Source organism: Rhodanobacter aciditrophus (assembly GCF_042679525.1).
GTDB lineage: Bacteria > Pseudomonadota > Gammaproteobacteria > Pseudomonadales > Marinomonadaceae > Marinomonas > Marinomonas aciditrophus.
This window is the reverse complement of record NZ_JBHTMN010000007.1, coordinates 179077-191681: the sequence shown is the minus strand read 5'-3', so window position 1 is coordinate 191681 and position 12605 is coordinate 179077. Positions and strand designations below refer to the sequence as shown.

At 48.0% G+C, this 12605-nt stretch carries 11 protein-coding genes; 6 read left to right on the top strand and 5 right to left on the bottom strand.

All coding sequences use genetic code 11. The features are described 5' to 3' along the window. The first annotated feature begins 270 nt into the window (after window positions 1–270). The 3 genes from trkA (at window position 271) to ybaK (ending at window position 3681) form a co-directional block, all read left to right on the top strand. Complete coding sequence (trkA, locus tag ACFQ45_RS06245) at window positions 271–1644, top strand: Trk system potassium transporter TrkA (protein WP_377366134.1); 1374 nt, start codon at window positions 271–273, stop codon at window positions 1642–1644. Window positions 1645–1724: 80 nt separating this feature from the next. Further along, window positions 1725–3173: a TrkH family potassium uptake protein gene (locus tag ACFQ45_RS06240; RefSeq protein ID WP_377366133.1), complete on the top strand. Its 1449-nt coding sequence runs from the start codon at window positions 1725–1727 to the stop codon at window positions 3171–3173. Window positions 3174–3210: 37 nt separating this feature from the next. After that, window positions 3211–3681 carry a Cys-tRNA(Pro) deacylase gene (gene ybaK / locus ACFQ45_RS06235; RefSeq protein ID WP_377366132.1) on the top strand — a complete coding sequence of 157 codons (471 nt, stop codon included), beginning with the start codon at window positions 3211–3213 and terminating at the stop codon, window positions 3679–3681. Window positions 3682–3719: 38 nt separating this feature from the next. Here ybaK and ACFQ45_RS06230 read toward each other — a convergent pair whose 3' ends face one another. Further along, complete coding sequence (locus tag ACFQ45_RS06230; RefSeq protein WP_377366131.1) at window positions 3720–4619, bottom strand: lysophospholipid acyltransferase family protein; 900 nt, start codon at window positions 4617–4619, stop codon at window positions 3720–3722. A gap of 163 nt (window positions 4620–4782) precedes the next feature. Here ACFQ45_RS06230 and gmhB point away from each other — a divergent pair, with 163 nt between their 5' ends. Continuing rightward, the gene (gene gmhB / locus ACFQ45_RS06225; RefSeq protein WP_377366130.1) at window positions 4783–5340 is read left to right on the top strand and encodes a D-glycero-beta-D-manno-heptose 1,7-bisphosphate 7-phosphatase; all 558 of its coding nucleotides are present in this window, start codon (window positions 4783–4785) and stop codon (window positions 5338–5340) included. 102 nt (window positions 5341–5442) lie between these two features. On the opposite strand, the gene ACFQ45_RS06220 is transcribed toward gmhB, so the two are convergent. Continuing rightward, window positions 5443–6582 (bottom strand): MFS transporter, encoded by a 1140-nt coding sequence (locus ACFQ45_RS06220; protein ID WP_377366129.1) that lies wholly within the window; start codon window positions 6580–6582, stop codon window positions 5443–5445. A 160-nt stretch (window positions 6583–6742) separates the two neighbouring features. Beyond that, window positions 6743–7132 (bottom strand): winged helix-turn-helix transcriptional regulator, encoded by a 390-nt coding sequence (locus tag ACFQ45_RS06215; RefSeq protein WP_377366128.1) that lies wholly within the window; start codon window positions 7130–7132, stop codon window positions 6743–6745. A 98-nt stretch (window positions 7133–7230) separates the two neighbouring features. Between ACFQ45_RS06215 and ACFQ45_RS06210 the strand changes: the two genes are divergently transcribed. Both ACFQ45_RS06210 and ACFQ45_RS06205 read left to right on the top strand, forming a co-directional pair. Continuing rightward, window positions 7231–8085, top strand: a complete 855-nt coding sequence (locus tag ACFQ45_RS06210; RefSeq protein ID WP_377366127.1) for an SDR family oxidoreductase — start codon at window positions 7231–7233, stop codon at window positions 8083–8085. A 182-nt stretch (window positions 8086–8267) separates the two neighbouring features. Beyond that, complete coding sequence (locus ACFQ45_RS06205; protein WP_377366126.1) at window positions 8268–9002, top strand: siderophore ferric iron reductase; 735 nt, start codon at window positions 8268–8270, stop codon at window positions 9000–9002. Between the two features lie 38 nt (window positions 9003–9040). Here ACFQ45_RS06205 and gyrB read toward each other — a convergent pair whose 3' ends face one another. Beyond that, window positions 9041–11464 (bottom strand): DNA topoisomerase (ATP-hydrolyzing) subunit B, encoded by a 2424-nt coding sequence (gyrB, locus tag ACFQ45_RS06200; protein ID WP_377366125.1) that lies wholly within the window; start codon window positions 11462–11464, stop codon window positions 9041–9043. Then, window positions 11465–12568, bottom strand: coding sequence for a DNA replication/repair protein RecF (gene recF, locus ACFQ45_RS06195; RefSeq protein ID WP_377366124.1), 1104 nt, complete (start codon window positions 12566–12568; stop codon window positions 11465–11467). Between the last annotated feature and the right edge of the window lie 37 nt (window positions 12569–12605).

Sequence of the window (12605 nt, the reverse complement as noted above, 5' to 3'; positions counted from 1 at the left end):
CATCAGCCCCAATAAACATCAGCTCCAATCCCTCAAATAAAAAAGTCTTAATCTATGTCTAAGAATTCGATATTTGATGCTTTTCAACTGAGCACTTGTCTTAATTTGCCTATCTCAAAAATAAATCAATAAATATCCGAATCAACGTTAAATATTCAGACAATCACGTTTAGAATGTGAACAATATTTGCGATAAATTTTTGGCGTGGTATCTGCTATAAACTGACCGCGCTTTTCGACATTGAGCGCCCGTGTGCGCTAAGGCAAGCAATGAAGATCATTATAATTGGCGCGGGCCAAGTAGGGGCAACCCTTGCAGAAAACCTGGCTAACGAAGACAACGACATCACGGTAATCGATACGGACCCTAACCGTTTACGAGAGCTTCAAGATCGCTTGGACATCCAAACGGTACAGGGCAGTGGTGCCCATCCAGATGTATTAGATCAAGCTGGGTGTAATGATGCAGATATGCTCATTGCAGTAAGTAACCAAGACGAGACCAATATGATCGCTTGTCAGGTAGCCCATACTCTCTTCAAAACCCCGACAAAAATTGGTCGTGTTCGCTCTAGCGCTTATTCAAAATATCCAAAGTTCTTTGGCGATAACGCCATGCCCATGGATGTGCGCATCAGTCCTGAGAAAGAAGTGACTAAGCATTTAAGCCGATTGATTCGCTATCCTGGCGCGCTACAAGTCATGGAGTTTGCTGAAGGTAAAGTGCAGCTTGTGGTGGTCAAAGCGGAAAAGGGCGGCCCACTGATTGATCGCCCAATCAGTTATTTAAAAGAACACATGCCTTCCATCCAAACTCGAATTGCAGCCATCTACCGTAACGGCCAATCCATCAAGCCAGACGGTAATACCCTGATTCATGCCAACGATGAAGTGTTCTTCCTGACGGCTCAGCGAGATGTGCTAGATGTGATGAGCGAGTTACGTCCCTTGGATACACCCTACCGACGGGTCATCATCGCGGGGGGCGGTAACATAGGTGAGCGTTTAGCCCAGAGTCTTGAAAAAGAGTATCGGGTTAAGATCATTGAACGAGATCCAGAGCGCTGTCGTTATTTGTCTGAAACCTTAAATAACACCATAGTGCTCAATGGCGATGCCTCTAAACAGGAGCTTCTGCTGGAAGAGAACATCGAGTCTACGGACGTATTCTGTGCCATCACTAACAATGATGAAGCCAACATCATGTCGTCCATGTTGGCAAAAGTGCTTGGGGTACGAACGGTTATGACCATCATTAATAACCCCGCCTATGTGGACATTGTTCAAGAGGGCATGATCGATATCGCCATCTCACCACAACAAACCACCATTAGTTCTTTGCTGACGTATATCCGTCGTGGTGACGTGGTAAACGTTCACTCTATGCGCAAAGGGGCCGCTGAAGCCTTAGAAGCCGTTGCCCATGGGGATTACCGTTCCTCTAAAGTAGTCGGCCGCAGCATTGCGAATCTGAACCTACCAGAAGGGGCCACCATAGGTGCCGTGGTGCGAGGGGATGAGATCATCTTGGCAACAGGAGATGTGGTGATCCAAGCGGAAGACCATGTGATCATCTTTGTTTCTAACAAGAAGCAGATACCTGCAGTAGAGCAGTTGTTCCAAGTAGGGCTGACCTTCTTTTAAATAATTCTATAACACTATTTTGATACCTGATGAACCGGCAGCTTAGCCAGTTTTGTCTCAGACACGGATACTAAACACCCATGCATATTCAGGTCATTTTGCGCGTCATCGGTTTGCTGATTATGATCTTCAGCATCGCACTAGTACCGCCGATTATCGTCTCTTTGATTTACTCAGACGGTGCCCTAATGGCGTTTATTTATGCGTTGATCATTAACTTGGTCAGCGGCTTCTTGATCTGGTTGCCGTTTCGAAAATACCGGGGCGACTTAAAAATCCGAGATGGATTCTTGGTAACGGTTTTGTTCTGGACCACCCTCGGCTTGTTTGGTTCGGTACCCTTTGCTTTAACATCGTCACCAGACCTGACCTACACAGACGCCTTGTTTGAATCCATGTCGGGCCTGACAACGACAGGGGCAACCATACTCACGTCTATCGATAATCTTCCCCAGTCCATCCTGTTCTACCGCCAATGGTTACAATGGTTAGGGGGTATGGGTATCATCGTATTAGCCGTGGCCATCATGCCTATGCTAGGGGTCGGGGGCATGCAGCTCTATCGTGCTGAAACACCAGGACCTGTAAAAGACTCCAAGCTGACCCCGCGAATCGCCGAAACCGCAAAAGCCCTTTGGTACATTTACGCCACGTTAACAGCCCTTTGTACCTTAGGTTATTGGATCGCGGGGATGAGCTTTTTTGACGCCCTGTGTCATAGTTTCTCTACGGTTGCTATCGGTGGCTTCTCGACCCATGACGCCAGTATTGGCTACTTCGACAGTGTCACCATCGAAATCATTTGTACGGTGTTTATGGTGATCTCGGCGATTAACTTTGGTATGCACTTTTACGCGTGGCGTACCCGTAGTATTTGGCACTACTTTAGGGATCCTGAAGCGAGGTTCTTCTTCTTAATGCTAGGGAGCACCATTGCTTTGGCGACCTTGGTGTTGATTCTAACCTCAACATTTAACTGGCAAACGTCCCTTCGTTACGCGGTCTTTGAAAGTGTATCCATTGCTACAACGGCAGGTTTCAGTACCTCTGATTTCTCTGTGTGGCCGCACTTCTTACCTTTCTTGCTGATCGTTACTTCCTTTGCTGGGGGCTGTGCTAGTTCCACTGGGGGCGGTATGAAGGTGATTCGTATCCTGTTGATCTTGAAACAAGGCTTTCGTGAGATCCAACGTTTGGTACACCCGAATGCGGTCATTCCCGTTAAGGTGGGCGGTAAGGCCATCCAAGAGCGAGTGGTCTCAGCGGTATGGGGATTCTTCTCTGCTTACTTGTTGGTGTATGTGATCCTTATGATTGGCCTTATGGCCACAGGCATTGATCAGGTCACCGCTTGGTCAGCCGTAGCAGCCACACTTAACAACCTAGGTCCAGGTCTTGGGGAAGTGGCAGCAAACTTCTCGTCTATTAATGATCCCGCTAAATGGATGCTCTGTGTGGCCATGCTATTAGGCCGTCTGGAAGTATTCACCTTGCTGGTATTATTTACGCCAATGTTTTGGCAGAAGTAACCTTAGATAAGAATTAAGACAGTTAGCGAGTATACCTATGACACCCGCAGTGCAGGCGTTAAAAAAGCAAAAAGTCGCCTTTACTCAGCACGAGTATGACCATGATCCAAGCTGCCATAACTTTGGGGAAGAAGCGGCCACTAAGCTTAATTTAACCCCAGAGGAGGTCTTTAAAACCTTATTGGTAACGGATGATAAAAACGTCTTTGTGGCCATTGTGCCTGTCACAGGGAAGCTTAATCTTAAACGCGCTGCAGCGGCGCTCAAGGTTAAGAAGTTACACATGACGGATCCCAAAGATGCGGAGCGACTCACAGGTTACATCGTGGGAGGCATCAGTCCTATCGGCCAAAAAAAGGCACTGGTCACTGTGATCGATGAAACCGCATTAGGATTTGAAAAGATTTATGTGAGCGGAGGGAAGCGGGGCTTTGATATAGGTCTGGCAGCAAAGGATCTTGCTAAGGTGTGTCGTCAGACGGTGTTTGCTGACATTGCAGAGGCCTAAATTTCGCCTCTGCAAATCATGATCCTATTTAGGCTCTTCTATGAAGTGTGTTCTTTATACAAACTCAGTGCGCCGTCAGGTTGCAGTTTGAAGCGTTTGTACTCCCACTGATATTGCTCAGGGCGAACCCTTACCAAGCGCTCAACCGATGCATTGAGGCCTTTCACAGACGTCTTAATGTCTTCTGAATAAAAATCTTCATCCACTTCCACAGAGACAATTTCGAACCCCTTACTGGTTTGCAGTGCCCCTACAACAAACACACTCGCACCTGTCTTACGAGCTAACTGACTCGCTAAGGTCATAGTATAAGCCTGATGGCCAAAGAAGGGTGCAAACTCGCCACTGCCTTGCCCAGGTACCTGATCTGGCAGCATGCCTACCACACCGTCACTTTTCAATGTTTTGACCGTTTGCAGTACACCGCGACGATCCGTTGGGACTAACACGGAGCCAGACCGTTCACGGGCAGCCAAAATGAAAGCATCTAAACTCGGGTCTTTGCTCGGACGGTACATGGCCGTTAATGGTCGAATCGAGTTTATATAGATGTTCATGATTTCCCAGTTGCCGATATGGGGTGCCAAGACAATCACACCACCTTCGGCTGCCACAGCATTACGAAAGGACTCTGAGCCTTTCCCTTCACGACACATGGCAAGAATATCCTCAGCAGGCTTAGTCCACACATGGCTCATTTCGGCAAACGTCTGACCTATGTGTCGCAGGCGTGAATTACGAATACGCATACGTTGCTCTTTATCCATCTCAGGCAGACATAGGGCTAGGTTTTGGTCAATCGCTTTACGGGTTCTTCGATCAAAGCGAAGTCCCCAAAAACCCACTAATCGGCCTAGGCCACGCACCCAAGAGAAGGGCAAGAAGCTTAGAGTTTTCAGCAACCGAACAATTGGTGAAGATGGAACAGATTCAGACATAGACTCACTATTAACCTATTAATTACATGGCTCCATTGTAACGCAAATTTAGTTTATCCAAGGAAACAGCCGAGACAAAAACTCTGTTTCACGTGAAAACACAGCACAAAGAAGGTGAAAACATTATACTAGCGCCCATTGATTCGATATTGAGGCAGTCACTATGGCACAACCTAAGCCAGTCATCCTACTTGATCGAGATGGCGTCATTAACCAAGATTCAAAAGAATATGTGAAGTCCGTAGATGAATGGATTCCATTGCCAGGTAGCATCAAATCCATTGCCGCACTGAGCAAAGCAGGCTTCAAAATCTTCGTTGTTACCAACCAGTCTGGTATCGCTCGGGGCTATTACGATGAAGTCACCCTAGGACACATGCACAAGAAGATGACGGATTTGGTGGAGGCAGAAGGGGGTGTCATTGATGGTATCGAATATTGCCCACACGGCCCTGACGACGCCTGTGACTGCCGCAAACCTAAAAGCGGCATGATCGAGCGTATTGAAGCTAAACTCGGCGTAGACTTCACCCAGAGCCCTGCCATCATGGTTGGCGACTCTCTGCGAGACCTTCAGGCTGGGATAAACCGTGGATGCGCCCCTGTATTGGTCCTAACGGGTAACGGCCGCGACACCCAGTACAAGGACATCGACTTCCATTTCGATATCTACACAGATTTAGCCGCATTTACTGTCGCAACCATTTATAAATACACATGATAGAAACCCCTAAAGGTAAGTGAGTATTTACATTTAGTTACGTTCAGAAACCAAAAAGCCTCTTTTAAAGAGGCTTTTTTATGGCTCAAAACCTGTCTCAGGCTAACCTTGAGCCACCTTAACCAACACATGCCAGCGCCATAACAAAAGTAACGCCAGACCAAGTAACAACACAGGGAATGCAGACACCCCAAGACCTTCAATAATTGGCCCAGACAAGGAAGGCGCAACCAAGGCACCAGAGCCACAGCAAACAAAGACGATACCGGTACGACGGCCAGTGAGGGTCAATATGCTGTTGGCGAACGCAAACAACATAGGAAACAAAGCCGAGCAACCTAAGCCCAGCCCAAGCGCCACCCATGAAAGATGAGAAGTAGGTAGCACATTCAACAGTAGAGCGAACCCAACACTGATCCCCATAAAGCCATAAATACAGACTTTTTCAGACAACCAAGATTGCAACGGCACGGCCACTAAGCGACCAACCGATAAGGCCAGAAAGAACCATGTGGAGAGAATCGCTGCCTGGTCTTGGTGCCAGCCCTTCAATACACCGTATGTAGAGATCCATCCGGCAATCGTGATCTCAAAGCTAACATAGAGAAACACCACCCAAAGGTACGCAATATAACGGGATTGCTGTTTATCACTGGCAACACTCTCGGTAGCGCCAGAAGCTTGAAATGTAGGACTCTTTTGACGCACTAATAAAAAGGGAAACAACAACCCGTACACAGCGATCATCCAAAAGCCCACACCAAAATCGCCACTCAGGCTCATAGACACCACAAAAATCAGCGGCGCAATCATGGCACCAGCGCTGTAGCAAAGATGCAGAAAGGTCACATAGGAACCAACTTTTTCCCGATGCAGCCATAGCATCATCAGGTTACCACCGGTATTCAGGGACACTTCACTGGCCCCCAGCAAAAAGAAAATCACCACAAGAACAGTCAAACTGTCGGCATTGGGAATACCTACTAAACCGGTAATCACGATCACCAACATGGCAATGAGATAATGATGCCCTTGAAAGCGATCGTACATGCGTGACGCCAGTAGGGCACCCAGAATATTACCGATCCCTCGGGCCATAAAAAGCACTGAGATTTGGCTCACTGACGCCTGGGCGATATCGGCAAGATACACCAGACTGGGGCCCAGCATCCCGCTGACGGCACCACAAAGGATGAACATGGCGTAATAGGTAGCGGTACGCTGCCATTCGTTTATTGTCATTATTAGAGTACTCGAAAAAGCCTGCGAACGCAGAAGCCAGAACTTGGGAAGCATCCCTTCATAGGGCAAAATTTAATCATGCAACATGCCCTAAAGATAGGCAGGGCAAGACTTAATTCTGGCTTAAAAATGCTCGATATCGATACTCTTTTAGCGCCTATTAAGCTTGTTGGCGCTGATCCATAATCGTCACTAGGTTGTCTTCAAGCCAACCGATCAGATCAATGACACGCTCAGCAAACTCTACCCCTAACGGGGTTAATTGATATTCCACATGGGGCGGCACTACAGGAAAAACCACGCGATTAATAAAGCCGTCTCCCTCAAGCTGCTGCAAGGTTTGGGCAAGCATTTTCTCACTGACACCTTTAATGGTGCGACGCAACTCGCTGAAACGGTGGGACTCACCATCACGTAAGGCAAAAAACACCAACATTCCCCAACGCCCCGTCACATGACGAAGCACTTCACGGGAAGGGCACTGATCTGAAAACACATCGCCACGGTCAAATGTTGCGTCGAAGTTTGTAATGGGTTCAATTTTTTTCATACTTACCTTTTTGTACGTACTTACTAAAAGTAAGTTTATAGTCTAACCTAGGTTTTACTTTCTTACCAATCAAACTTATCCAGTTGAAGGAGAACATTATGATCTTAGTAACAGGTGCTTCAGGACAGCTTGGCCAATTGATCGTTTCTAGTCTGCTTGCCCGTGGCGTAGCAGCTGACAGCATAGTAGCGGCGGTACGCAGCCCAGAAAAAGCCACCAATCTAAAAGACCTAGGTGTGCAAGTTCGTAAAGCAGACTACACAGATACCGCTTCTTTAAGCGCAGCTATGGAAGGGGTTAAACGTGTTGTGCTGGTGTCTTCCAGTGAAGTGGGACAACGAGCGGTACAACATCAAAATGTGATCAATGCCGCCAAAGCCGCTAACGTAGAGTTGTTGGCGTACACCAGTATTCTGCATGCGGACACATCTCCACTTGCCTTGGCAGAAGAACACAAACAAACAGAAGCGGCCCTTAGCGCTTCAGGCATCCCCCATGTCTTACTACGCAATGGCTGGTATTCAGAAAACTACACCATGTCAGCGGGTATGGCTGTGGAGCACGGGGCCGTACTAGGGAGTGCGAGGGAAGGCAAATACGCCACAGCGACCCGTGCTGATTATGCGGACGCAGCGGCAATCGCCATCACTTCTGAAGAGCAAGCTGGCAAGGTTTATGAGCTAGCAGGGGATGAAGCCTTCACTTTGGCAGACTATGCCGCTTACATCGCTCAAATCAGCGGTAAAGAGGTGGTTTACCAAGATCTACCGGAAGCAGAGTATGCAAAAGTATTAGTCAGCGTTGGCTTGCCTGAGGGCTTTGCGGCAATTCTTGCAGACTCAGACGTGGGAGCATCAAAAGGTGGCTTATTCGACGACAGTCACACCTTGTCCAAACTGATTGGTCGTCCAACCACACCAATTCAAGATACCCTAAAGCTAGCGCTTCTTTAATCTTAGCTTTATAAGCGTTTCAAAAGCCCCATAGCATCCAGCCATGGGGTTTTTTTATTAACGGTCAATAAGTGAAAAAGGAATTTGGCGTCTCCCTATTGCAGGCAAATTAATATTTAATGATAATCATTGCTATTAAATACAGGTTATCCAAGACATTTTTTACGCCCTGTAGGCCAATTTTGAACCAAACAACGCAAGTACTTACCAACTACACAAGCACTATTGTAGAGGCATTTTGCCAACGAGATCAGATAGAAGATGATGCCTTGATCCGACCGCATCAAGACGACGCTGGCTGCGTGCGTCTATTAGAGGCTATTGAAGCTCAAGCTCCGGAAGCTGGGATGCCATATTGGCGAACACGGGCGTGGGGATTACTACTTTGGCAGCCCCTTTATATTGCGGTATTTAGTGTTTATCAGGTGAAAGCCATCCCCAACACCTTGCGCCAATTAGTTCAGCGACAGCAGGGTAACTTCACCCTTGGCTACCAATTACCAAACAACACCATTTGGCAGACATACCCGACGACCCATGCTGCTATTGAAGCATTATCTCTTCAACTGGATGCATTATTTGAGCACTATGCCCAAAGTTTGGAGCAACATACCTTCGCTAGACGTCCCCTGTTAAACGCACTGCTCGCCGACCAAATACTGACCACCCTCGAGCGCTTCGCGCCCACTCTGGCGCCAGATCAGCCCTCTCAATGGCTCTATCAAGAAGGCAAACGATGGTGTGATGCCATAGGTGTCTCACTTCCTAAAAATGCTGAATGGGTGCTACAGGATGACTCCCCATACCAGCGTAAAAGCTGCTGTTTAGTGTTTCGCTGTAAAACAGGGGTGGAATGCGCCAATTGTCCTAGGTTGGCAAAAGCCAAGGCCCATAAAAAAGGGCTTAACTGTCGTTAAGCCCTTTTTGAAGACCTATGTTAGCTCAGGAACTCTAATTAAACGTCCAAGTTCGCCACAGACAAGGCATTGTCTTGGATAAAGTTACGACGTGGTTCTACTTCGTCACCCATCAAGGTGGTAAACATCTGATCCGCTGCCACCGCATCATCAATGGTCACGCGCAACATACGGCGAGCATCTGGGTCCATCGTGGTTTCCCAAAGTTGCTCAGGGTTCATCTCACCCAATCCCTTGTATCGCTGGATCGTCATGCCGCGGGACGCTTCTTTCATCAACCAAGCTTTCATACCATCAATGGTCGACACTGGCTCTTTACGCTCACCACGTTGGATGAAAGAGTGTTCGTCAAACAATTCATGAACCACCTCAGACATGGCCACAATGCGCAAGTACTCAGGTGATGTGAAGAATGAAGACTCAAAGCGGTAACGGGTACTCACACCGTGGGACATGATGTCGACCACAGGTAGGAATACATTACGCTCTGCGTCTTTCTCTACGCCGAAGTCAAAACGGAAGCCAGTACGTACATCCACAGGCATTTGACCGCTCAAAGCTTCGACCCAAGCAGACACGGCAGCTTCATCAGCTAATTGCTCAGTAGTCAGCTGTTTGCAGTACAGTAGCTTGTTCATCACATCTTTTGGATACACACGGGACATACGATCGATGTCTTCTTCGATACGAATGTAGTCACGCACAAGCTTAGACAGGCCTTCACCTTGGATACCAGGAACGTCTTCGTTGGCATAAAACGCAGCGCCATCCAGAGCAACTTCAATTAGGTGCTGCTCCAGTGCTGGCTCATCTTTAATGTATTGCTCTTGCTTACCGCGTTTGATTTTGAACAGCGGTGGTTGGGCGATAAAGATGTGACCACGTTCGATGATTTCTGGCATTTGACGGAAGAAGAAGGTCAAAAGCAGAGTACGAATGTGGGAACCGTCTACGTCCGCATCGGTCATGATAACGATGCTGTGGTAACGAAGCTTATCAGCGTTGAACTCGTCACGGCCGATGCCACAGCCTAGAGCTGTGATCAAGGTGCCAACTTCAGCAGAAGACAGCATTTTGTCGAAACGGGCTTTCTCAACGTTCAGGATCTTACCTTTCAGCGGTAGGATCGCTTGGGTACGACGGTCACGACCTTGTTTTGCAGAACCACCTGCAGAGTCACCCTCCACTAGGTAGATTTCTGAAAGCGCTGGGTCTTTCTCCTGACAGTCTGCCAATTTACCTGGCAAACCAGCGATGTCTAGAGCACCTTTACGGCGTGTCATATCACGAGCACGACGGGCCGCTTCACGGGCACGGGCCGCATCCAGCATCTTGTTGACGATGATTTTGGCTTCGTTTGGTTTCTCGAGTAGGTACTCAGAGAAGCGCTTCGCCATTTCTTGCTCAACGGCAGTCTTCACTTCGGAAGAAACCAGCTTATCTTTGGTCTGCGAGGAGAACTTAGGATCCGGTACTTTTACCGATACGATAGCGGTCAAGCCTTCACGGGAGTCATCACCTGTGGTGGCCACTTTTTGCTTCTTCGCAAGGCCTTCAGACTCGATAAAGTTGTTCAAAGTACGTGTCAAAGCACCACGGAAACCTGCTAAGTGGGTACCGCCGTCACGCTGTGGAATGTTGTTGGTGTAACAGTAAATGTTTTCTTGGAAGCCTTCGTTCCACTGCAGCGCCACTTCCACCGCAATCCCATCATCTAGGTCATCACGCTGACAGATGAAATGGAAGATATCGTTGATCGGGGTTTTATTGGTGTTCAAATGCTCTACGAAGGATTTCAAACCGCCTTCGTAGTTAAAGAATTCTTCTTTACCAGAACGCTCATCTTTTAGATGGATCGCCACACCGGAGTTTAGGAATGACAGCTCACGCAGACGTTTCGCTAGAATGTCGTAGACAAACAGAATATTCGAAAAGGTCTCAGCAGAAGGTTTGAAGTGTACCGTAGTCCCTGCACCATCTGATTCGCCTACCACAGCCAAAGGCGCTTGTGGCACACCATGGGCATAGCTTTGCTCATAGATTTTACCATTCTTACGAATGGTCAAGGTCACGGTTTCAGACAGAGCGTTTACAACCGATACACCAACACCGTGCAAACCACCGGATACCTTGTAGGAGTTATCGTCAAACTTACCACCAGCGTGTAGTACCGTCATGATCACTTCTGCGGCAGATACCCCTTCTTCAGGGTGCATTTCCACAGGGATACCACGACCATTGTCCGACACGGAAATGGATTCGTCTGGATGAATGATGACCTTGATGGTGTCACAGTGTCCTGCCAACGCTTCGTCGATGGAGTTATCAACCACCTCAAACACCATGTGGTGAAGGCCTGTACCATCATCTGTATCACCGATATACATACCGGGACGCTTACGTACCGCGTCTAGCCCTTTGAGCACCTTGATACTGGACGAATCGTAATTATTTTCACTCATTTAACTCTCCTGCAAACCTTTGCTCGCTTGGGACAATTCGCCTTGATTCATGGAGAAATGACGAACGTCTGTCTGATCAGACCAACTAAAATCCATACTGTCTGGTCCGACGCTGGTTATAAATATTTGGCTGTCCAGTGATTCCAGCAACTGGCACAGCTTACGTCTATGATTCGTGTCCAGCTCGGCAGGCAAATCGTCCACCAAGAACACTAACTGACGGCCTCGTTCAATCAATAATTGGCCTTGGGCAATCTTAAGCGCAGACACCACCAGCTTTTGCTGCCCGCGAGACAAGGTATCTAAGGCATCCCCAGTAGGGGTTTTGACACGAAGGTCGGCACGCTGGGGGCCGGTATTCGTGTAACCAACATCAATGTCTCGCTGATAACTGTGCTCAATTGCTTCACTCAGTGATTTTTGTGCATCCCAACCCTGGAAAAATTGAAGCTGCACACTGAGTCCTGACGCCAACTGCTGCAAAACCGACTCAAAATGGGGCGTTAACGCCGTCACATAGGCTTTTCGTGCCATATTGACGTGCTCCCCTAAACGAATCAGCTCCTGATCAAACGCAGCTAGTAAATTGGCAGATATTTTACCACGTCTGAGCAAGCTATTCCGCTGTTTTAATGCTTTTTGCCAGTCTCGCCAGGCATTTATAAAACGATCATCAAAATGGAACACGCCCCAGTCTACAAACTGACGTCGAATCTTAGGTGAGCCTTCCAGCAGACGGAATGCATCAGGGTTGATCAGCTGTACCGGCAAACGCTCTGCAAGCTCCACCACAGACAGGGCGGCACGCCCTTGTATTCGAACTTCCACGGCACCATCACGACCACGCTTGATCCCCATTGGTACCCGTAAGCTATCCTGAGCAAGATGAGCGAAGATGACGCATTCCTCCTGCTCGTGCTGAATGTAGGTTTTGTGCTTATGACTGCGAAAAGAGCGACCAAAGGACAGTAAGTGAATGGCTTCTAAAACAGAGGTTTTGCCACTGCCGTTTTCGCCCACAATGATATTGACCTGTGGTGACGGATCAAAACGTACAGTACTGAGATTACGCAGACGGGAAATGTCGAGGCGGACCAACGGCATATAGATCGGGGCCTAAATAAGAATAGGGCGCCTGTTA